This is a genomic window from Spirillospora sp. NPDC048819, from assembly GCF_040650055.1.
Classification (GTDB): Bacteria; Actinomycetota; Actinomycetes; order Streptosporangiales; family Streptosporangiaceae; genus Spirillospora.
Genome location: NZ_JBEZGN010000009.1, coordinates 184,574 through 206,064, shown reverse-complemented (window position 1 = coordinate 206,064; position 21,491 = coordinate 184,574). Strand labels below are relative to the sequence as shown.

20 protein-coding genes are annotated in these 21,491 nt (G+C 71.1%); 16 read left to right on the top strand and 4 right to left on the bottom strand.

Annotated features, from left to right (window positions below):
• Nucleotides 1-190: 190 nt before the first annotated feature.
• Nucleotides 191-730 (bottom strand): peptide deformylase, encoded by a 540-nt coding sequence (gene def / locus AB0C35_RS15790; protein WP_358455602.1) that lies wholly within the window; start codon nt 728-730, stop codon nt 191-193.
• Between the two features lie 168 nt (nt 731-898).
• Nucleotides 899-2,011, bottom strand: a complete 1,113-nt coding sequence (locus AB0C35_RS15785; RefSeq protein WP_358455599.1) for a DivIVA domain-containing protein — start codon at nt 2,009-2,011, stop codon at nt 899-901.
• 391 nt (nt 2,012-2,402) lie between these two features.
• Here AB0C35_RS15785 and AB0C35_RS15780 point away from each other — a divergent pair, with 391 nt between their 5' ends.
• From AB0C35_RS15780 to AB0C35_RS15760, 5 genes are all read left to right on the top strand, one after another.
• The gene (locus AB0C35_RS15780; protein WP_358455596.1) at nt 2,403-2,924 is read left to right on the top strand and encodes a gamma carbonic anhydrase family protein; all 522 of its coding nucleotides are present in this window, start codon (nt 2,403-2,405) and stop codon (nt 2,922-2,924) included.
• A gap of 188 nt (nt 2,925-3,112) precedes the next feature.
• Nucleotides 3,113-7,246: an AAA family ATPase gene (locus tag AB0C35_RS15775; protein ID WP_358455593.1), complete on the top strand. Its 4,134-nt coding sequence runs from the start codon at nt 3,113-3,115 to the stop codon at nt 7,244-7,246.
• A 309-nt stretch (nt 7,247-7,555) separates the two neighbouring features.
• Complete coding sequence (locus tag AB0C35_RS15770) at nt 7,556-7,771, top strand: hypothetical protein (RefSeq protein ID WP_358455590.1); 216 nt, start codon at nt 7,556-7,558, stop codon at nt 7,769-7,771.
• 360 nt (nt 7,772-8,131) lie between these two features.
• Nucleotides 8,132-8,749 carry a DUF47 family protein gene (locus AB0C35_RS15765; RefSeq protein ID WP_358455587.1) on the top strand — a complete coding sequence of 206 codons (618 nt, stop codon included), beginning with the start codon at nt 8,132-8,134 and terminating at the stop codon, nt 8,747-8,749.
• Nucleotides 8,746-9,948: an inorganic phosphate transporter gene (locus AB0C35_RS15760; protein ID WP_358455585.1), complete on the top strand. Its 1,203-nt coding sequence runs from the start codon at nt 8,746-8,748 to the stop codon at nt 9,946-9,948. The genes AB0C35_RS15765 and AB0C35_RS15760 overlap by 4 nt, the downstream gene beginning before the upstream one ends.
• A 136-nt stretch (nt 9,949-10,084) precedes the next feature.
• On the opposite strand, the gene AB0C35_RS15755 is transcribed toward AB0C35_RS15760, so the two are convergent.
• Nucleotides 10,085-11,785, bottom strand: a complete 1,701-nt coding sequence (locus AB0C35_RS15755; RefSeq protein ID WP_358455583.1) for a bifunctional metallophosphatase/5'-nucleotidase — start codon at nt 11,783-11,785, stop codon at nt 10,085-10,087.
• 204 nt (nt 11,786-11,989) lie between these two features.
• Between AB0C35_RS15755 and mshD the strand changes: the two genes are divergently transcribed.
• The 5 genes from mshD (at nt 11,990) to pstB (ending at nt 17,251) form a co-directional block, all read left to right on the top strand.
• Entirely contained in the window at nt 11,990-12,898 is a 909-nt protein-coding gene (gene mshD, locus AB0C35_RS15750) for a mycothiol synthase (RefSeq protein WP_358455580.1), read from the top strand.
• 413 nt (nt 12,899-13,311) lie between these two features.
• The gene (gene pstS, locus AB0C35_RS15745; RefSeq protein ID WP_358455577.1) at nt 13,312-14,415 is read left to right on the top strand and encodes a phosphate ABC transporter substrate-binding protein PstS; all 1,104 of its coding nucleotides are present in this window, start codon (nt 13,312-13,314) and stop codon (nt 14,413-14,415) included.
• A 107-nt stretch (nt 14,416-14,522) separates the two neighbouring features.
• Nucleotides 14,523-15,500, top strand: a complete 978-nt coding sequence (gene pstC, locus AB0C35_RS15740; RefSeq protein WP_358455574.1) for a phosphate ABC transporter permease subunit PstC — start codon at nt 14,523-14,525, stop codon at nt 15,498-15,500.
• A gap of 5 nt (nt 15,501-15,505) precedes the next feature.
• The gene (gene pstA / locus AB0C35_RS15735) at nt 15,506-16,405 is read left to right on the top strand and encodes a phosphate ABC transporter permease PstA (RefSeq protein ID WP_358455706.1); all 900 of its coding nucleotides are present in this window, start codon (nt 15,506-15,508) and stop codon (nt 16,403-16,405) included.
• Between the two features lie 69 nt (nt 16,406-16,474).
• On the top strand, nt 16,475-17,251 hold the full coding sequence (gene pstB, locus AB0C35_RS15730; protein ID WP_358455571.1) for a phosphate ABC transporter ATP-binding protein PstB: 777 nt from the start codon (nt 16,475-16,477) through the stop codon (nt 17,249-17,251).
• Here the strand turns inward: pstB and AB0C35_RS15725 are convergent, their stop codons facing one another.
• On the bottom strand, nt 17,252-17,968 hold the full coding sequence (locus AB0C35_RS15725; protein ID WP_358455568.1) for a response regulator transcription factor: 717 nt from the start codon (nt 17,966-17,968) through the stop codon (nt 17,252-17,254).
• A 221-nt stretch (nt 17,969-18,189) separates the two neighbouring features.
• On the opposite strand from AB0C35_RS15725, the gene AB0C35_RS15720 reads away from it, so the two are divergent.
• The 6 genes from AB0C35_RS15720 (at nt 18,190) to AB0C35_RS15695 (ending at nt 21,483) form a co-directional block, all read left to right on the top strand.
• Nucleotides 18,190-18,450, top strand: coding sequence for a MoaD/ThiS family protein (locus AB0C35_RS15720; protein ID WP_358455565.1), 261 nt, complete (start codon nt 18,190-18,192; stop codon nt 18,448-18,450).
• Nucleotides 18,451-18,562: 112 nt separating this feature from the next.
• The gene (locus AB0C35_RS15715; protein ID WP_358455562.1) at nt 18,563-19,270 is read left to right on the top strand and encodes a DUF2993 domain-containing protein; all 708 of its coding nucleotides are present in this window, start codon (nt 18,563-18,565) and stop codon (nt 19,268-19,270) included.
• A gap of 125 nt (nt 19,271-19,395) precedes the next feature.
• The gene (locus tag AB0C35_RS15710; protein ID WP_358455559.1) at nt 19,396-19,920 is read left to right on the top strand and encodes a sigma-70 family RNA polymerase sigma factor; all 525 of its coding nucleotides are present in this window, start codon (nt 19,396-19,398) and stop codon (nt 19,918-19,920) included.
• Complete coding sequence (locus tag AB0C35_RS15705) at nt 19,917-20,669, top strand: zf-HC2 domain-containing protein (RefSeq protein WP_358455556.1); 753 nt, start codon at nt 19,917-19,919, stop codon at nt 20,667-20,669. The genes AB0C35_RS15710 and AB0C35_RS15705 overlap by 4 nt, the downstream gene beginning before the upstream one ends.
• 202 nt (nt 20,670-20,871) lie before the next feature.
• Nucleotides 20,872-21,300 (top strand): thioredoxin family protein, encoded by a 429-nt coding sequence (locus AB0C35_RS15700; RefSeq protein ID WP_358455553.1) that lies wholly within the window; start codon nt 20,872-20,874, stop codon nt 21,298-21,300.
• Nucleotides 21,301-21,417: 117 nt separating this feature from the next.
• A complete protein-coding gene (locus AB0C35_RS15695) occupies nt 21,418-21,483 on the top strand; it encodes a putative leader peptide (RefSeq protein WP_358455703.1) in 66 nt (21 codons plus the stop codon).
• The last annotated feature ends 8 nt before the right edge of the window (nt 21,484-21,491 follow it).

The window sequence follows — 21,491 nt, the reverse complement described above, 5'->3', positions numbered from 1 at the left end:
ACAGTCCCCCTCCACAATCACCGCAGAGGTTCCCATCTCAACCTGAATGTCCCCTGAATGCGAGCAGAGGATCGGATGAGTGCGTCTTCGTCATTGTGCCTGGTGGGAAGCCTGGCCCTCCGTGGGGCGGGGCCCTCCGTGGGGCGGGGCCCTCCGTGGGACAGGCCGCGTCGTGGACGCGCCGCGTCGCCTACCGGCTGAGGTCGCGGATGGCGCGCATGGCCTCGCGGCGCGCGTCGCCGGACAGGACGTCGATGTAGACGCCGCCGTCCAGATGTCCGCACTCGTGCTGGAGGCAGCGGGCGAAGTAGCCGGTGCCCTCGACGCGGACGGGTTCGCCTTTCACGTCGACGCCCTCGACGACGGCGCGCGCGTGGCGGGGCGTCTCGAAGCGCAGGCCGGGGACGGACAGGCAGCCTTCCGGCTCGACCAGGATCTCACCGTCGGCGGCCACGAGCCTCGGGTTGACGACGTGCCCGATGTGCCGCCGGTCCTTGTCGTCGTTGACGTCGTACACGAAGACCCGCAGGCCGACTCCCACCTGGTTGGCGGCGACCCCGGCGCCGTCCTCCTCGTACATGGTGACGAACATGTCGTCGACGAGGCGTTCCAGCGAGGCGTCGAACGTCCGGACGGGGTCGCATTCGGTGCGCAGGACCGGGTCTCCGAGGAGCCGGATCGGGCGGGCGGTTCCGCGGCGCGTGTGCGTCCTTGGGGTCTTCTTGCTCACCCCAAGATCTTATAAAGGGCGAGCAGTTGAAGGGCCGGCAGTTGAGGGCGAGCAGGTAAGGGGCCGGCAGTTAAGGGCGGGTGGTGGTGAAGAGCGAGGCGGTGTGCCCGGCCGGGTGAGGGCCGGGCACACCGCGGAACCCGCCTGACGTTTCCGGAGCCGGGTGGGCTACAGCTCGATGGGGCCGCGCGGCTGCTGCGGCGGGACGGCCGGGCCGCCGGACTGCCCCGGCCCCCCGGACTGCCCGGGACCGCCGGACTGCGCGGGACCGCTGGGCTGCGCGGGACCGGACTGCGCCGGGCCGGACTGTGCGGGGCCGCCCGGCTCCTCGGCCGGGCGTGCGGGCTTGGGCTGCGGCGGAGCCGGCGGCGCGGGGGCGTCGGCGGCCGGGGTCGCCGGCGTGGGCTTCTTCATGGACGGCGCGCCCTGCGGTGCGCCGGCGGACGTGGCCGGCTTGGGCGCGGCCGGTATCGGCTTCGCGCCGGGCCCGGACGGCGGCCCGGACGGCGAGGAGGGCTGGGTGGGCGAGGACTGGGTGGATGCGGCCTGGGACGGGGCGGACTGCTGCTTGCGCGGCGCACTCTGCCGGACGGCGTCCTCGACCATCTTCTCCAGCGGGCCCGCCTCGTTCTCGGCGGTCAGCAGCCGGTGCAGCGTCTCGCTGATCTCGGTGAGGCGCTGCAGGGCCTGGGTGTGGTTCTTGGTCAGCGAGGTCAGCCGCTGTGTCGCGCCCTCGTTGATCACGCTGGCGCGGCGTTCGGACGCGGTGAGGGTGCGCTCGGCCTCAAGCCGCGCGCTGCTCACCGTCTGCTCGGCTTCCTGCTTGGCGGCCGACAGGACGCTCTCGGACTCCTGTTTGGCGGAGGCGAGAACGTTCTCGGCCTTCTCCTGCGCCTGGGCGAGGTTCTTGTCGGCGTGCGAGCGGGCGTCGTCGATGATCCGCTTGGACTCGTGCTCGGCGTCCTCGCGGATCTCGGCGCCCTTGGCCTCGGCCTGGGAGACCTTGTCCTGGGCCTCGTCCTCGGCGAGGTTGATGATCTGCCGGAGCCGGTCGCTCAGGTCGTCGCCGGTGGGCTTGCGCGCCTCGCGGAGCTCGGCCATGTCGCGGCGGAGGCGCTCGCCGTCGTCCTGGGCGCGGGCGAGCCGCGCCTCCAGTTCGCGGTGCTTCTGCTGGGCGCGGGCGATGAAATCGTCGACCTGGCGGCGGTTGTAGCCGCGCATGACGATCTCGAAGGACTCTTCTTGGAGGAGATTCGGCAGGATTTCGGCTTCGTTGCTCATGATGCCTTGGGGGGTCGTTGGCGGGGGTCATCACCCCGTCAGGGTCGGTTGCGATAACATCCTCACCCGCCGTTGAGCGGGCCCACATGTGGAAACGTCAGGACGACTCTTGTCCGGTCCACCCCATTCGCGCAACCGGAACGCACTTCTCGCTGCCGTTTCTTCATCCGGGTAGGCCCGACAAGCTACCTAATCTGCGCAAACTTCGCGCGTTGGGGAGCCCGTGTCGCGGGGATCGGTTCCGGATCCGCCCGTCCTGAGCCCGCCCTGAGCCCGTCCTGAGCCCGCCCTAGGCCTGCCTTGAGCCCACCCTGAGCCCGCCCTCAGCCCGCCCTCAGCCCGCCGGGGGTGCCGTCCGGGGCGGTACGGGACGCGTCCTAGCATCGGCCGCATGAGCTACCTGGGATCATTGGGTGAGGACCGGCCGAAGATCGACCCCGAGGCGTGGGTCGCGCCGGGCGCGGTCGTCGTCGGGCGGGTGACGCTGGGCCGCGCGTCCAGCGTCTGGTACGGCTCGGTGCTGCGCGGCGACGACGAGGAGATCGTCGTCGGCGACGAGTGCAACGTCCAGGACCTCTGCTGCATGCACTCCGACCCGGGAATGCCCGCCGTCCTGGAGGACCGGGTCAGCCTCGGCCACAAGGCGATGGTGCACGGCGCGCACGTCGAGACCGGTTCGCTCATCGGGATCGGCGCGATCGTGCTGAACGGCGCCCGGATCGGCTCCGGGACGCTGATCGCGGCGGGCGCGCTGGTGCCGCCCGGCAAGAAGATCCCCTCCGGCGTCCTCGTCGCCGGGACGCCGGGCAAGATCGTCCGGGAGTTGACCGACGATGACCGGCTCGTCCTGGAGCACACCCCCGAGGTGTACGTGACCAAGGCGCGGCGGCACCGCACCGCCGAATGGCAGTGACCGCAGGCGGTGGTCAAGCGGTGGTCAGGCGGTCCTCAGGCGGTCGTCGTGCGGTCGCCATCCGGTCGTTCGGCGACCGTTCGGCGACCTTCCGGTGAGCGTTCAGGTCGAAATGATATTTCGCTGACCTGCGATTATGCGGCGAATGGGCCGGTGAGGGGCACCCCGACCGACTTCTCCTGACTACCATGACCATCGTGGTGTGGGGACCGGGCTATGGCAGTGCTCCGCCGCCCAGCCCCCAGATGGGGCAGGATCCGTTCGCGGAGGCAGAGCGGGACACGAGGGCGATGGTGGCCGCCGCATGGTGGCCGTCGACGCCTCCTCAGCAGCGCCATCACGCGATCGGCGGGCGCATGCTCGTCCTGCCCGACGGCACATGGTGGCTGTTCGGAGCGTGGGCGCGCTGGTACCGGCTGCATCCGTCCGACGGCCAGTGGTACCTGTGCCCGCCGCCCCGGACGCCCGCCGTCCGGATGGCGGCCAGGCCCGCGCAGCAGGCGCCGGGGCAGGCGCCCAACCTGCCGCCGCACGTCATCCCGGCCGGGCCCGACTTCTCCTACGACCCGCCTGCGGGGCTGCCGTTCGTCGGGCACGGGTTCGCGACGGACGTGACCTCGCGGGTCCGGTCGACGGTCGAGTCCGCCGCGGCGCTGCCCGCGCCGGAGTACCCGCACTGGTGGCCGGAGTTCTCCAGCGGCGCGCCGTCCACCGTGGTCGTCGCGTGGGGCGTGATGCTGTGGTGCGCGTCCGCGCCCGCGTTCGACGCGCGGCTGGACGCGCAGATGCTCGACCTCTGGAAGCCGTACCGCGCCAAGCCGCTCCCGGAGGTGGACGGCCCGCGCTGGCTCACCCCGCCCGCCCTGGAGACGCTGGCCGGGCTCTACGCGGAGCGCCTGCGGGCGAGCCGTGTGGACGCCGCGGTCGTCATCCTCCGGACGATGTGGGCCGTCGCCAGCGCGCTGCGCGAAGACGTCCGGTACCAGATCCGGGCGGACGCGCTGCTCGCCATCCTCGGCCCCACGCTCGCCAACCCGACCGTCGACTACGGGGCTCTGCCGTACGGGGACCAGGCGATCGTCCAGCAGTGGCTCACCCGCTGCCCGGCGAACCTGGTTCCGTCGCTGAGGAACGAGAGTTCGCCGGGGGACAACTTCCGCCACGCCTTCTACACGCTCAGCGAGCTGATAGCCGACCTCGCCGGCGACCCCGTCGACCCGGCCTATGTCGAGCCGCGCCTGGTGGCCGCCGCGTTGCTCGCCGCCGACCTGGACGTCGTCCGCAAGGACATGGTGGGAACCATCGTCCCCTGGCTGGACCCAGAGATCCGTTACACGGTGCAGGCGGTGTCGGAGCAGAAGGGCCACCCGCTGCGCCGGCTGTGGCCGCAGGACATGCGCCTCCCGGAGCCGCTGCGGTCCGCGACCGGGTCCGGTCCGGGCGCGGAGTCGCTGCTGGCCGCGATGTACGAGGTCGACCTGGCCTGGTGCCGGCTCGGCGGGATGCCCGCGCGTCCCCGCGGGTTCCCCGTCCCGACCGCGATCATCGCTGGGATCATCGGCCGCAACCGCGCCCGCGCGACGGCCGCGGTGGCGGCTCCCACGCCGCCGCCGAACCCGGCGCCCTCGCAACCGTCCCCGTTCGGCATGCAGAGCCAGCCCGGTCTCGCCCCGGGCACTCCTCCGCAGCCGCCGGGGAGGCCGTCCGAGCCCGACCGTCCGTTCGTCCAGCCGCCCGCCCAGCAGGGTTGGGAGAACCCGTCGGGTCCGGCCGGGCCGGCGCACGACCAGATGCCCGCGCAGGGTCCCGGCCAGGGGCAGCAGGCCGCGTTCGCCGCTCCCGAGCCGCCGTCGGCGGGCACGCCGCCCGCCGAGGAGGGAGGCAGGGACGAGGGGAACGTCGCGCCTCCCTACACCGAACTCGGGTTCCAGCGTCCCGGCGCGGCACCACCCGCGCCGATGCAGAGCCCCGCGCCGATGCAGAGCCCGGCTCCCATGCAGAGCCCTGCGCCGATGCAGGGCGCGTCTCAGCCGCCCCAGGGTCCCGGCCAAGGCCAGATGCCCTACGCGGCGCAGGAACAGGCCACGCCGCCGCCTGCCGCACCGGAGCAGCAGGCCGCACCGGCTCAGCAGCTCGGCGGTTTCTCCCCTCCGGAGGAGGAGCGGCAGGACGAGAACTTCGTGCCGCCGTACACGCAGCTCGGGTACCAGCCGGCGGGCGCCGCTCCTCCGCAGCAGGGGCCGGCGCCTGGCCCCGTCCAGCAAGGACCGCCGAGCTCCGTCCAGCCTCCGGCGCCGCAGCAGGCACAGCAGCAGGCACAGCAACCGGCCCAACCGCAGGCGGCTCAACCGCAACCGGCGCAGCCGCACCAGCAGCCCGCGGCGCCCGCCGCGTTCGACCCGTACGCCACGCGGGTGGAGGACCAGGCCGGGGCGCCGCAGGGCACGTCCGGCCCGCCCATGCAGCAGCCCCCTGCCCAGCAGGGGCCGCCCGGCACGCGCGTCCTGGGGCCCGGCGACCTCGACGACGACCCGGCCGCACCGCCGCCGCCCGTCCCGGGAGGCGGACCGGGGACGAAGGTCATGTCCAAGACGATGGTCGGCGACTTCGACTTCCTGGACGACACGCCTTCGCCGGAGCAGCCCGTCCACGAGATCCCGCCCCCGCAGGACCGCAGTGAGCGCCGTGTCCTGGAGCGGTTCGGCTTCGGCTTCGTGTACGGCGACCATGACGCGAGCCCGTTCCTGGCGGACCTTCGCACGCAGGCCCAGGAATGGAACGCGCCCGCGGGCCAGGACGTCGAGCAGACGAGGGTGGACGGCGCGCCGAGCTCGATCAGGTCGGGGCTGCCGGGCGTGCTCCTGGTCGGCGGCCCGCACTCGGGGCAGCGCCGGCTGGCCAGGATGGTCGCGCTGACGCTCGCGAACGCCGGCCTCGGTGACGGGTCGATCCGCGCGCACGACGCCGAGGACGTGCGGGACGCGCCCGCCGAGCGGATCGGGCAGATCCTCTCGCAGCCGGGCCCGGTGATCCTCTTCGAGCGGCTGGACGCGGCGATCGACGGTGCACCCGACCCGGCGGCGGTCGTCGGCGCGGTCCGCCGGGCCCGCCGCGACCCGGTGAACACGACGCCCGTGATCGCCACGTGCGAACCGCACGCCTACAAGCGCCTTCTGCAGGAGCATCCGAAGCTCGTCCAGGCGTTCCGCGTGCACCGGCTGCCCGACTTCAGCGACCTCGACAACCGCCTGACGCTGCTGCACCTGCTGGCCGACGAGCGGCGCGTCACCATCGGCGCGTCGGCGCTGGAGGTCGTCCGCGAGGATTTGAACCGGCTCCGCGGGCCGGGCGACCTGGTGAACGCGCGTCTCGTCGAGGCGTACCTGGACCAGGCGGCCCAGCGGAACATGGAGCGGGCCGGGGCGTCGCACGACCGGCTCGTGCTGACCCCGGACGACCTCGCGGGCGTCGCGGAGGGCATCGAGCCGGCGCTGCGCCCGCCCGGCGACACCGACGGCTACCTGCGGCAGCTCGACCAGCTCACCGGGCTGGACGACGTCAAGGCGGCCGTGCACGAGCTCGCCGACGAGGCGGGGCTCGCGGCCGACCGGGCCCGGTACGGGGTGGGCGCCGGCGACACCCGCCACCTGATCTTCGTGGGTCCGCCCGGGACCGGGAAGACGACCGTGGCGGGCCTCGTCGGCGGCATCTACGCGGCGCTCGGGCTGCTGAACTCCGGGCATGTGGTGGCCTGCCGTCCGGTCCACCTCGCGGGACGCGACCGGCTCGACACCGAGCGCCGCGTCGCGGGCATGGTCGACCAGGCGCTCGGCGGGGTGCTGCTCGTCCAGGAGGCGCACCGGCTCGACCGCAGCCCGGCCGTGGTGGGCGAGCTGCTCCGCCGCATGAACCAGAACGGCGCCCGGTTCATGGTCGTGTGCTCCAGCCCGGCGGCCGAGATGGAGGGCTTCCTCGCGGGCAACCCCGCGTTCCGCGCGGAGTTCGGCCGCGTCATGGAGTTCACCGGGATGGGCGACCGCGACATGGTCCGGCTCTTCCAGAGCTACGCCGAGCGTGACCTGTACATGCTGGACGAGGAGCTGCGCGTCGAGCTGCTGAGCCGGTTCGAGCGGCTGCGCGACGACCCGCAGTTCGCCTACGCCCGGACCGTCCGGGCGCTGTTCGAGCAGACGGTGGCGCGGCAGGCGGCCCGGCTCGCGGGCGCCGACGTCAACGCCGCGACCGTGGCCCGGCTGACGGCCCGTGACCTGCCCGAGACGCCGCTGGAGCAGATGCTCGGCGACTTCCGTCCCGGCGGCTGACCCGCCGCCGGCCCGCCCCGCCCGGGCGCCCCCGCCGCCCCCGGCGAACCGGATGTGAACCGGACTCAGGCGTCAGACGGCGATCACCTGGGAAGGCTAGGGGCAGTCGCCGGAGGTCTGGACGTCTCCTCCGGGATGGACGGTGGTCGCCCGATCTGGAATCCACCAGATCAGACGGGACCCGGATCGGACGGGAACCGCCAGGGGGACTGCGGGGGGATCCCCCCGGATTGACAGGGTCAGAGTGACCCGCGAATGGCCCGCTTGGGTCATGTGCCCGTCGGGGTCGGCCGCGTAGCCTCGACTTGGGTGTGGGGGAACGAACGGACGGAGGTGGACGCGGTGCGCCAGAACCTTGATCTGCGCGTCCACGACCGTGTTGCGCTGGACGAGATCGAACTCTATGCCGAGATGCTCAGTGCGGTGGCGGCGGCGGAACGGCCGCTCACCATCGCGGAAATCGACATGGTGCTCGGCGTACGGTCCGACGTAGCCGGTCGTCGCGAGCTGACGCCGCAGGATTAGGCGGTCCGGGGCAACCCCCGGACCGGCCGAGCCGAAGCCCGCAGTTGCACCGGGGGCGCCCCGATTGGGGCGTCCCCGGTTCGTCTTTTCGCACCGCCCGTAGTGGGTTGCCGCGCCGGCCACTGTAACGAATCTCACCCGTGACCTCGCATCGTCCTCCAGGTGACGGTCCCGTCCGGGCCGACGGGCCGGTGGCCCAGTGCACATGAGGATGCACAAGAGGTATGTACCTGGTGGTGTAGGGCAATCTTGTAGGTGAGAGGATGGCGGACACCAGCCGAAGCTGGGGCAAAGGTTCTTTTTACGGCTGGTTGCGCCTACGATCCTCTGCGGACTGTTCCGGCACTTCAGGAGAACGACGTGCGCTTGCGTCTCACGCCACGTGAGGACAGCTTCTACGACATGTTCGCCGACTCGGCGAACAACCTGGTCACTGGTGCCAGGCTCCTCGTGGAACTCATCAGCGACGGCGCGGACCGCGCAGCGATCGCGGAGAAGATGCGCGCCTGCGAACATGCGGGCGACGAATGCACTCACGCGATCATGCGGCGGCTGAACGAAACCTTCATCACGCCCTTCGACCGCGAGGACATCTACCGGCTGGCCTCGACGATCGACGACGTGATGGACGAGATGGAAGAGGCGGCGGACCTCGTCGTCCTCTACAAGATCGACGAGTTTCCCAAAGGCATCGTCGCCATGGTGGAGGTGCTGGAACGCGCAGCGGAGCTGACCGCCGAGGCGATGCCGCGGCTGCGTTCGATGAAGGAGCTCAACGAGTACTGGATCGAGATCAACAGGCTTGAGAACCAGGGCGACCAGGTCTACCGCAAGCTGCTGGCGCAGCTGTTCAGCGGCGACTACGACACCCTCACGGTCCTGAAACTGAAGCAGGTCATCGACCGGCTGGAGGACGCGGCGGACGCGTTCGAGCACGTCGCCAACACGGTCGAGACGATCTCGGTCAAGGAATCATGAGCGCGCAGGGCGAACCGGAGTCTGGCCGCCCCGCCGAATCCGCCGTGGGCGGGACCGTCGGGGCGATCCTGAGCAAGGACGAGCCCCCCGGGGCCGATCCGACGCTCGCCGAGCAGGTCCGCCGCGGCCCGGCGAGGTTCTGGCCCTTCCTGGCGCTGGGCCTTCTCGCGGTGGTGATCTCCGGGGCGCTGGGCCTGCGCCAGGACGCGCAGACCGCCGTCCTCATCCTCGTCGTGATCATCGCGCTGGTCTTCGACTACACCAACGGTTTCCACGACGCCGCCAACGCCATCGCGACGTCGGTGTCCACCCGGGCGCTGACACCGCGGGCGGCGCTGCTGATGGCGGCCGTGATGAACCTGATCGGTGCGCTGCTCGGCGTCGAGGTCGCCAAGACCGTCAGCGAGGTGATCACCCCGCCGACCGGGCTGCACGGCCTGACGGTCGTCGCGGCCGGCGTGCTGGGCGCGATCACCTGGAACATGATCACCTGGTATTTCGGGCTGCCCTCGTCGTCCTCGCACGCGCTGATCGGCGGCGTGGTCGGCGCCGGGGTCGCGTCGGCGTCGTCGGTGAGCTGGTCCACCGTCATGGAGAAGGTCGCCATCCCGATGGTGATCTCGCCGGTCGCCGGGTTCGGGCTGGCCTACCTGGTGATGGTCGCCATCCTGTGGATCTTCCGCCGCGCCAACCCGGGCCGGGTCGCCCGCCGGTTCCGGATCGCGCAGTCGCTGTCGGCCGCGTCGATGGCGCTGGGGCACGGCCTCCAGGACGCGCAGAAGACGATGGGCATCATCGTCCTGGCCCTGGTCACCACCGGCCACTCCGACGGCAAGGGCGTCCCGCTGTGGGTCATCGTCTCCTGTGCGGGGGCCCTGTCCCTCGGTACCTACGCGGGCGGCTGGCGGATCATGCGGACGCTGGGCCGCAAGGTGATCGAACTGGACCCGCCGAAGGGATTCGCCGCCGAGTCGACGGCCTCGATGATTCTGTACGCGACCGCATACATCTGGCACGCTCCAATCTCCACCACGCACACGATCACGTCCTGCATCATGGGCGTCGGCGCGACCAAGCGGCTCTCCGCGGTCCGCTGGGGCGTGGCCGGGAACATCATGACCGCCTGGGTCCTCACCATGCCCATGGCCGCCGCGGTGGCCGCCGTCGTCTACTTCGTGGTCCACCTCTTCGGAGCGTGACGCACCGGGCTCGGCCCCACCCGGCATGGAAGTGCATCCGGCATTGAACTGCATCCGGTATTGAACTGCGAGGGTGTGGCCTGGTGAAGCCGGGCGGCCTCGTAAGGGCCACACCCCCGCATGTCGACGGAACGGGTTACTGGCCGGTGATTCTGGTCAGGGGCGGGGGAGAGATCGTGCCCTGGGCCTTGAAGTAGGCGACGAAGGTGTCCAGGTCGATCGGGCCCAGAACCTGGCCGGTGCCCTCGGTGAAGACGGTGAAGCCGTCACCGCCGCCCAGGAGGAAGTTGTTCGCCGCGACCTTGTAGGCGGTGGCCGGGTCGATGGGCGTTCCGTCCACGGTGATCGCGGAGACGCGGTCACCGACGGGCCTGGAGCGGTCGATGGTGAAGTGCAGGTTGGCCGACGGCTGGAGGATCTTCTCGCCGGCGTCCGTCCACTGCTGTTCGAGGAGCGCGTCGATCTGCGCGCCCGTCAGGGACACGACGCCCATCACGTTGCTGAACGGCTGGACGGCGAACGCCTCGCCGTAGGTGACCACGCCGTCGCCCTCCGATCCGCTCGCCGCGTAGGTGAGGTCGGTGCGGATGCCGCCCGGGTTCATCAGCGCGACCTGCGCGCCGAGGTCCTTGGTCCCGGCGAGCTGCGCGTCGGCGATGACGTCGCCCAGCGCGGTCTCGCCCGACGGGGACGGCGCGCGGGTGAGGTCGGCGGTGATGCCGCCGATGGGCTTGTCGGCGATCTCGGAGACGCGGTCCTTCCAGGTCTGGACGAACCGTTCCGTCGCCGGGTCGGGCGGCACGTCGCGGGTCACGACGTGGTTGTCGCCGCGCAGGGACGAGCGGACGATGTCGCCGGTGCGGCGGTTCACCTTGAGGTTCACCTCGGTGATCACGCGGCCGTAGGAGGAGCCGGACGAGAACAGGCGGGGGTCGCCCGCCGGGTCCTCGACCGAGCAGACGTACTGCTCGTGGGTGTGCCCGGACAGCACGACGTCGATCTCGGGGTCGGCCTCCTGGGCGATGCGCGTCCCGGCGCCGGGAACGACGCCGCACGCGTCCGGCCGCTGCCCGGAGTTCACCTCGTCGCCCTCGTGGACGAGCAGGACGATCGCGCGGACGTGGCGGCGCTTCAGCGCGCGGGCGGCCCGGTTCGCCGCCTCGACCTCGTCCTGGAACTCCAGGCCCTTGATGCCCTCCGCGGTGACGATGCTCGGGGTGGTCTTGGTGACGACGCCGATGAAGCCGACCCGGACGCCGTTGACGCGGCGGATCGTCCACGGCTTCAGGATCGGCCGGTCCCAGTGCCGGTGCCCGCCGGACTCGTGCTTCTTCAGCACGTTCGCGGCGAGGTAGTCGAACTCGGCGCCGCGCCACTCGCCTTCGGGCGAGCAGCCGTCGACGGGGTGGCAGCCGCCGTTCTGGATGCGCAGCAGCTCCTCGTAGCCCTCGTCGAACTCGTGGTTGCCGACGGCGGAGGCCGTGACGCCGATGTCGCCGAGGAACTGCACGGTGGGCTCGTCGTGGTAGGCGGCCGACAGCAGCGGCGAGGCCCCGATCAGGTCGCCCTGCGCGACGGTGAGGGTGTCGCGGTTCCGCAGCTTCTTCAGGTGGGCGGCGACGTAGGCGGCGCCGCCGGCGGGCACGGTTTCGCCGTTCTCGTCGATGGCCCTGCCGGAGCTGCCGGACGGCGGTTCGAGGTTTCCGTGGAAGTCGTTCAGCGCGAGCAGCCGAACCGACGCGGTCGGTGCGGGCCGTGCGGCGGCGGGCTGCGCGGTCAGGCCGATGACCGTCAGCCCCGCCGCTGCGCACGCCAGGATGGTGCGTCGTCGAGTCATGCTGCGGACGGTAAGTGCGTCCGGCATACGGTTCCCGGCGGCGCGGTGACGTTTCTGTGACAAATCGATCAGGGGCTGCGGCGACCATCACGGCCCGTCCGCACCTCCCGGCGCCACCGTCTGGACAACACCGTCCGGACGACAGCGTCTGGACAAACCCTCCTGGGCGACATCCCTTGGGCGACGCCACATAGGGTGATGATCGTGAGTGAGCTGCGGGCGCGCGGGACGCTGGGGGACGGTGAGATCGCCGAGGTGCTGGCGCTGGCCGAGGCGGCGGCGGACGCCGACGGGGTCGGGCCGCTGTCGGAGCACTCGATGCTCGCGCTTCGCGGCGGCCGCGCCGGGATGGCGATCGCCGACCGGGGAGCGGGCGGCGGGGGAGCGGGCGGCGGAATCGTCGCGTACGCGCATCTCGATCCGGCGACCGACGAGGAACCGGCGGCGGGGGAACTCGTCGTCCATCCGGGGCACCGGCGCCGCGGGCACGGGCGCGCGCTGCTGCGTGCGCTGCGCGAGGAGGCCGGGGGGCCGCTCCGCGTGTGGGCGCACGGCGATCTTCCCGCGGCGGCGGGGCTGGCGGCCGATGAGGGCATGGCGCGCGTCCGCGCGCTGTTCCAGATGCGGCGCCCGGCGTCCGGTCCGCTGCCGGAGGCGCGGGTCGCCCCGGGCGTCACCCTGCGCACCTTCGAGCCCGGCCGGGACGAGCGGGCGTGGCTGGAGGTGAACGCCCGCGCGTTCGCCGACCATCCCGAGCAGGGCGCCTGGACGATCGAGGACGTCCGCGACCGGGAGGCCGAGGCCTGGTTCGACCCGGCCGGCTTCTTCCTCGCCGAGCGGGAGGGGCGGCTGGCCGGCTTCCACTGGACCAAGATCCATCCCGGCGGTGCCGACGGGGTCTTCGGCGAGGTCTACGTCGTGGGCGTCGACCCGGACGCGCAGGGCCTCGGCCTCGGCCGCACGCTGACCCTGACGGGCCTGCACCACCTGCGCGACGCCGGCGTCGACCAGATCATGCTCTATGTGGACGAGTCGAACGTCGCCGCCGTCCGCCTGTACGAGTCCCTCGGTTTCACGCGGTACGCCGTGGACGTCATGTACGAGACGGCCTAGCCCGGTCCCCGTCCAGCCGGGTCTCGGTTCAGCCCGGTCTCGGTTCAGCCCGCTCTCTGGCCGGGTCTCCGTTCAGCCCAGTCTCTGGCCAGCCCGGTTTCTGGCCAGCCCGGCTTCGTCCAGCCCGGTCTCCGTCCAGCCTGTCTTCGTGCCGCGGAGTGTTCGCGCTGCGCATGACCCTGTCTCGACCGGGTCTTTTGCGTTGTGAGCTGCGCTGTTAACCCGACGTCCATGGCAAATCGGGACATTCTTCGCGGTGCTGGTCATCCTCGTTCATCCGCCGTTCACCTGGATCAGGGTGGCTGGTCACTTCGCCTGCTTAGCGTCGCATTCGACGGTGACCCCGGCACCTGGGCAACGAGCCAGGACCGGACCCGGGGACCCGGCCGACGAAACTAAGAGGAGACCCTCCGGTGAAGAACGGTTCCCGACTTGCCGCCCTGGGCGGCGTGGTCGTCGCGGGGGCACTGGCCCTCACCGCCTGCGGGAGCGACGCCAACACGACGGCGAGCACGGGGAGCGCGCCGTCCGCCAGCATCGACTGCGCGAAGGCCAGCGTCAACGCGGCCGGCTCCAGTGCGCAGAAGAACGCCATGGAGGAGTGGACGAAGGTCTACGCCTCCGAGTGCGCGGGCGCGAACCTCAACTACAACCCGTCCGGCTCGGGGGCGGGCATCCAGGCCTTCACGAACGGGCAGGTGGCGTTCGCCGGCTCGGACTCGGCACTCGACGAGGAGGAGGCCGCCGCGGCGCAGCAGCGGTGTGAGGGCGGCAAGGCGGTGAACCTGCCGATGGTGGTCGGCCCCGTCGCCGTGGTCTACAACGTCCCGGGCGTGGACGCGCTGAAGCTGTCGCCCGAGACGATCGCGAAGATCTTCTCCGGCAAGGTCAAGACGTGGAATGACCCGGCGATCGCGAAGGAGAACGAGGGCGCGACGCTCCCGTCCTCGCCGATCAAGCCGGTCTACCGTTCGGACGAGTCGGGCACCACCGACAACTTCACGAACTACCTGAACACCACCGTGCCGGACGTCTGGACGTGGGAGGCCGCCAAGAAGTGGCCGAACTCCACCGGGCAGGGCGCACCGAAGTCCGACGGCGTCACCAGCCAGGTGAAGAGCACCGAGGGCGCCATCTCCTACGTCGAGATGTCGTACGCGACGAACAACAAGCTGCAGACCGCGCACGTGAAGAACGGCGCCGGCGAGTTCACCGCGCTGTCGCCGGAGAGCGCGTCCAAGGCCGTCGCGGGGGCGAAGGTCGTGGGCACCGGCAACGACGTCGCACTCGAGATCGACTACACCACCAAGGAGCCGGGCGCCTACCCGATCGTCCTGGTCACGTACGAGATCGCGTGTGAGAAGGGGCTGCCGGCCGAGCAGGCCGCGTTCGTCAAGTCCTTCCTGACCTACACCTCCAGCGCGGACGGTCAGAAGATCCTCACCGAGCACGGTTACGCGCCGATCCCGCAGAGCGTGCTGACCAAGGTCCAGGCATCCGTGAAGGCCCTGTCCTGACAGCGGACGACTCCAGCCGCAGCCCCGCCGCCGACGGCCCCCTCACCCGGGGTCCCGGCCGCGGGGCCGGCCTGGGTTCGGCCGACGTGATCGAAGGAGGCACCCCCATGACCAGCGAGACCGGCGTCGAGGCGCGGGCCGGCGCTCGGCACCGCGCCACCGGCACCGCGATGAGCACCGGACGCGCCGGTGACAGGATCTTCGCCGGCGCGGCCCGGGGCTCGGGCATCACCGTGCTGGCGCTCGTCGCCGCGATCGCGGCGTTCCTCGTCTGGAAGGCGATCCCAGCTCTGCAGGAGAACGAGGCGAGCTTCCTCACCAGCGAAGAGTGGAACCCCAACGCGGACCCGCCGAAGTTCGGCATCGCGCAGTTGGCGTTCGGAACGGCGATCTCCTCGCTGCTGGCGATGCTCATCGCGACGCCCATCGCGATCGGCATCGCGCTGTTCATCTCGTTCTACTCGCCGCGGCGGCTCGCGTCCGGGCTCGGCTACGTCGTCGACCTGCTCGCCGCCGTCCCCAGCATCGTGTACGGGCTCTGGGGCCTGGTGTTCCTGGCCCAGCACATGGACGACGTCAGCCGGTTCCTCAACGCGGTGCTCGGCTGGATCCCGCTGTTCGCCGGCAGCCCCGGCAAGAACTCGATCTTCACCGCGTCGGTGGTGCTGGCCATCATGATCCTGCCGATCATCTCGTCCATCTCCCGGGAGGTGTTCCTGCAGGTCCCGCGGCCCAACGTGGAGGCCGCGCTGGCGCTCGGCGCCACCCGCTGGGAGATGATCCGGATGTCGGTGCTGCCGTACGGGCGGTCCGGCATGATCGGCGCCTCGATGCTCGGGCTCGGCCGCGCGATGGGCGAGACGATCGCGGTCGCGATGGTGCTGACGTTCGTGCCCGGGATCAACTGGCAGCTCCTGGAGAACGGCGGCTCCACGTTCGCCGCCAACATCGCCAACAGCTTCGCCGAGGCGTCGGTCACCGGCCGCGGCGCGCTCATCGCGTCCGGCCTGGTCCTCTTCGTGATCACCCTGGTCGTCAACATGGCCGCCCGCGCCGTCGTCGCCCGCCGGAAGGAATTCGTGTGACCACCCTGACCACCGGCAAGCGCAGCGGCGGCGGCTCGAGCCTGTCGTCGATCTCGCTCGGGCGGAAGATCAAGGACCGGTCCGTTCAGGGGCTGGTCTATCTGGCGTTCGCGCTGGCGGTCATCCCGCTGGTGTCGGTGCTGTGGACGGTCGTCGTGAACGGCCTGAAGCGGCTCGACCTCACGTTCTTCCAGTTCTCGATGAACGCGGTCAGCGGCAGCGACCCGGGCGGCGGCGCCTACCACGCCATCATCGGCACCCTCCAGCAGGTCGCGATCACCAGCCTGATCGCCGTCCCGATCGCCATCCTGACCGGGATCTACCTGGTGGAGTACGCCGGCAACGGCCGGCTCGGCAAGATCATCAGCTTCACGGTGGACGTCATGATGGGCATCCCGTCGATCGTCGCCGGCCTGTTCGTCCTGGCGCTGTGGCTGCTGACGTTCGGGTTCGAGTTCTCCGGGTTCGCCGGGGCGCTGTCCCTGACGATCCTGATGATCCCGACCGTGGTGCGGGCCACCGAGGAGATGCTCAAGCTCGTCCCGAACGACCTGCGCGAGGCGTCCTACGCGCTCGGCGTGCCCCGCTGGCGGACGGTCCTGTTCGTCGTCCTGCCGACCGCGCTGACCGGGATCGTGACCGGCGTGATGCTGGCCGTCGCCCGCGTGATGGGGGAGACCGCGCCGCTGCTGCTCACCATCTTCTTCACCAAGGCGATCAACAACGACCCGTTCAACGGACCGCAGGCGTCGCTGCCGACCTTCATCTGGGAGCAGGCCGCCGACCCCAACCAGAACTCGATCGACCGGGCCTGGACGGGCGCCCTCGTCCTGATCGGGATCATCATGCTGCTCAACCTGGCCGCCCGGTTCGTCGCCCGCCGCACCTCGCCCACGCGCTCCTGACCCACGCGCCCCGCCCCACGCGCCCCTGACCCCCACGCGCTCTTGAACCACAGAGAGGATCACCACCCCATGGCCAAGCGGATCGAGGTCTCCGGGCTGCACGCCTACTACGGCGGCGTCCACGCCATCGAGGACATCTCGATGACGGTCGAGCCGCGCTCGGTGACGGCCTTCATCGGGCCGTCCGGCTGCGGCAAGTCCACGTTCCTGCGGACGCTCAACCGGATGCACGAGGTCATTCCGGGCGCCCGTGTCGAGGGCAAGGTCATGCTGGACGACGAGGACCTGTACGACTCGTCCGTCGACCCCGTCGCCGTGCGGCGCGTCGTCGGGATGGTCTTCCAGCGGCCCAACCCGTTCCCCACGATGTCCATCTACGACAACGTGGCGGCGGGCCTGAAGCTGAACGGCGTGCGCCGCAAGAGCCGGCTGGACGACGTCGTCGAGGAGTCGCTGCAGGGCGCCAACCTGTGGAACGAGGTCAAGGACCGGCTGAGCAAGCCCGGTGCGGGCCTGTCCGGCGGCCAGCAGCAGCGGCTCTGCATCGCCCGCGCCATCGCCGTCCAGCCCCAGGTCCTCCTGATGGACGAGCCGTGCTCGGCGCTCGACCCCATCTCCACCCTCGCCATCGAGGACCTGATCGACAAGCTGAAGACGCAGTTCACGATCGTCATCGTCACGCACAACATGCAGCAGGCCGCCCGCGTCAGCGACCGCACCGCGTTCTTCACCATCGCCGGAACCGGCAAGCCCGGCAAGCTCATTGAAATCGATGAGACCAGCAAGATCTTCACCAACCCGGAGCAGAAAGCCACCGAGGACTACATCACCGGCCGCTTCGGCTGATCACGCCGGCGCGGGGGTCTTCTCTTCGGCGTCGCCGCCGGGACGGTGGTCGGGGACGAAGCGGTAGCCGACGTTCCGGACGGTTCCTATGAGGGACTCGTACTCGGCGCCCAGCTTGGCGCGCAGGCGGCGGACGTGAACGTCCACGGTGCGGGTGCCGCCGAAGTAGTCGTAGCCCCAGACCTCCTGCAGCAGCTGGGCGCGGGTGAAGACCCGGCCCGGGTGCTGGGCGAGGTACTTCAGCAGCTCGAACTCTTTGAAGGTGAGGTCGAGCACCCGTCCGCGAAGGCGGGCGGTGTAGGTGGCCTCGTCGATCGTGAGGTCGCCGCTGCGGATCTCGCCGGGGACCTCCTCGGCGTCGGCGACGGCGGCGCGTCCCACCGCGAGCCGCAGCCGGGCCTCGACCTCGGCGGGCCCCGCGGCCTGGAGCAGCATGTCGTCCAGGCCCCATTCGGGGCTGAGGGCCGCGAGCCCGCCCTCGGTCACGATGGCGAGCAGCGGGCAGTCGAGCCCGGTGGTGCGCAGCAGCCGGCACAGGCTCTTGGCCTGCGCCAGGTCCCGGCGCGCGTCCACCAGCACGATGTCGGCGGGCGGGGCGTCGATGAGGGCGGACGCCTCCGCCGGGGCGACGCGCACCGAGTGCAGCAGAAGCCCGAGCGCGGGCAGAACCTCGTCCGAGGGCTCCAAAGCGTTGGTCAGCAAGAGCAAGTTGCTCAACTGCCGCCTCCCGTCCACAAAGACGTAGGATCCAGGCGGCCCACCCCCAAGCCCGGCCATGGCCGTCGGCTCAAGGACGAGGCGGCCATGAAGGGGTTTTCGGATGAACTCCATGGCCTCGTCGCCCGGATCCCTCCCCCTGAGCATAACGGAGTGGGTTCGGCGGACAATGGAGTGGCCAGGTCGGGACGGTCACGTGGCGTGAATGGGAGTCTGGGGAGATGGCCAAGGGGACGATGCGGTACTGGGCCGCCGCGAAGGCGGCGGCGGGTACGCACGAGGAGCCGTACGACGCGGGCACGCTGGCCGAGGCGATCACGGTCGCGACCTCGCGGGACGGGCGCGGGAACGAGTTCGAGCGGGTCGTGGGACGCAGTTCGTTCCTCATCGACGGGGATCCGGTGGGCACCCGCCCGCACGAGTCGGTGGAGCTGCCGGAGGGCGGCGTCGTGGAGGTTCTGCCGCCGTTCGCGGGTGGTTGATATCACAATGGAGTGATTTTCCGAACTTCGAGGTCATTCTCCGGTCTGACCCGTTGTGGTCCGTGCGCGCAATAAGGTGTGGCGATCGCATGCCGTCGGGCGGAGGAGAGACATGCGGAAAGTACTCGTGGTGCTGCTGGTCCTCGTGGTCATCGGCGTGGTCGCCGCCGACCGGATCGGTGTGCGGATCGCCGAGGACAGGATCGCCCAGGAGGTCGCCGCGCAGACCGACCTGACGCAGCCGCCGGACGTCACCATCCACGGCATCCCGTTCCTCACCCAGGTGATCGGCGGCGAGTACGGGCACATCGAGATGGCGATCGGCGACTGGACGGAACAGGGCGTGACCGTCACCGACGTGCGGATCGACATGCGCGAGGTGAGCGCGCCGCTGTCCGAGGTCGCCGGGGGCAACACCGCGAACGTCACCGCGGGGACGGCGACCGTGTCCGCCGTCGTCCCCTATCCGCTGATCAAGAAGCACGCGCCGAAGGAGGTCAAGCGGATCGCGCCGAAGGGCGACAACCTGGCGGTGGAGATGGAGGGCGCCATCTTGGGCTTCCCGGTGTCCGGCAGCGGCGTCGTCGCGGTCAAGCCGGCCGCGCAGGGCATCGCGGTCAGTCCCGTGTCGGTGGGGTCGGACGGCGGTCCGCAGATCCCGCTGGCGGTCCTGAAGCGGCAGCTCACCTGGGTCGTGCCCGTCCCCGCGCTGCCGCTCGGGGCCAAGATCACCCAGATCCGGCCGACGGCGGAGGGGCTCCGGGTCGGCGCGACCGCCGAGAACGTCAAGCTGAACGACATCCAGCAAGTCCAGCGATGACCCGTCCGGCGATGACCCGTCCGGCGATGATGGGTCCGGCGATGATGGGTCCGGCGATGGCGGGTCAGGAACTACTGGTGCAGAAATGACCCGGCGCCGGTGAACCGGCCCGGCCGCTCGTACGTGTGAGTGGTGTGGGTCCCACCGCGGATGAGGGGTTGCTGCGCGCCCTGTACAGCGAGCATGGAGGTCCCCTCCTCGGCTACGTCCTGCGGCTGACCGGTGGGGATCGAACCCAGGCCGAGGACGTCGTACAGGAGACGCTGCTGCGTGCCTGGAAACACCCGGAGGCGCTTGCGGGACGTCCCGTCCGGCCGTGGCTGTTCACCGTCGCACGCAACCTGGTGGTGGACGCACATCGCGCCAAGCGCGCGCGGCCGCCGGAGACGGGCATCGACGAACACGTCATGATGACCGCGTCCAGCTCGGACGACATCGACCGGGCACTGGAGTCCTGGACGGTCGCCGAAGCGCTGGCCGGGCTGAGCGGACCGCACCGCGCCGTCCTGGTGGAGACCTACTACAAGGGCCGGTCGGTGGCGGAGACGGCGAAGACGCTGGGCATCCCGCCGGGAACGGTCAAGTCCCGCACCTATTACGCACTGCGGGCGCTCAAACTCGCATTGGAGGAGCGGGGGTTGGCGCCATGAACGACTGCACGGACGTGCGCACCGCGCTCGGGTCGTACGTGCTCGGCTCGCTCGACTCCGGCGAGCGGTCCCAGGTGGAGGCCCACCTGGCGGACTGCCCCGCCTGCCGGGACGAGCTCGCCGGGCTGGCCGGCCTGCCCGCGATGCTCGGCCGGGTCGAGGAGTCACAGCTCGACCAGATGGCCGGCCCGCCGCCCGAACTGCTGGACGGGCTGCTGGCCCGCGCGGCCGAGCGAAGGAGGGGACCGCTCGGATCGCTCGGATCGCTTGGACGTCTCGGACGGCCGGGCCGGCCGGCCGGCGGGCGCGGACCCGGATGGGCGCCGCTCGCCGCCGCCGCGTGCCTCCTGCTGGTCATCGGCGCCCTGTTCGGCGGCCTCCTGCTCCCGTTCGGGGAGCGGAACACCGCGACGCCGCCCCCGCCGTCCGCGTCGCCCGCCATCACCGGCGGCGCCGAGCGGATCGCCGCCGAGAACCCCAAGACCAATATCAAGGGCTACGTGCTGCTGAAGAAGAAGCGGTGGGGCACGGAGGTCGAGCTGCATCTGGCTGGCGTCCCGAAGGGATCGCACTGCCGGCTGCTGGTGGTCGCGCGGGACGGCCGCCGCGACGCGCTCGGCAGCTGGTACGTTCCGTACGACAAGGGCTACGGTGAGTACCGCGGCTCCACGATGTTCCCGCGCGGGCAGCTGTTCTCGTTCGAGATCGTCGGCCTGGACGGCCGTCCGCTCCTCACGATCCCCACCTGACCCGCCACCCCACCTGACCCGCCACCCCACCTGGCCCGCCACTCCACCTGGCCCGCACCCCAACCTGACCCGCCACCCCACCTGACCCGCACCCAACCTGACCCGCCACCCCGACCTGGCTCGCGGCGCTGACTTGTCGGCCGGCCCGCGCTGTTTCGATGCTCATGGAAGAACTCGCGGCCCCGCGCGGTTGTCGATACCGATGACGGGTGCACTTATTGCGGCGGCGGTGATCGCCGCGGCCACGGTGTTCGGCCTGCTGCGGCGGCGCCGCGACGGCGTCCTGCGCGCACGCCGGGGAAGCGGGGACGACGAGGTGGGCGACATCCTCCAGCCGGACGACCTGGGCGCCGACCTCGGCGAGAAGGCGACCCTGCTGCAGTTCTCCAGCGCGTTCTGCGCACCGTGCCGCGCCACCCGCCGCGTCCTCGGCGAGGTCGCCGGCATGGTGGACGGCGTCGCGCACGTCGAACTCGACGCCGAGGCGCACCTGGACCTCGTCCGCCGCCTGAACGTGATCCGCACCCCGACCGTCCTCGTCCTGGACGACGCCGGCCGCATCGTCCGCCGCGCCGCCGGCGCCCCGCGCAAGCCCGATGTCATCGCGGCCCTGGGCGAGGTCATCCAGTGAGCCGCACCCGGACGACCTGCGATAAGACGAATGTCACTGTCTCGGAAGGCGAGACGGATGTGACAGTACGTCGATTGGCGGATTACCATCGTGTCCGTGCGTGACTTGACAGAGCAGATGCTCACGAAGCGCCGCGCGGTGGATTTCTGCCGCATGGCCGCCTCGCTCTGTCGTATGGCCTGAGGCATCGA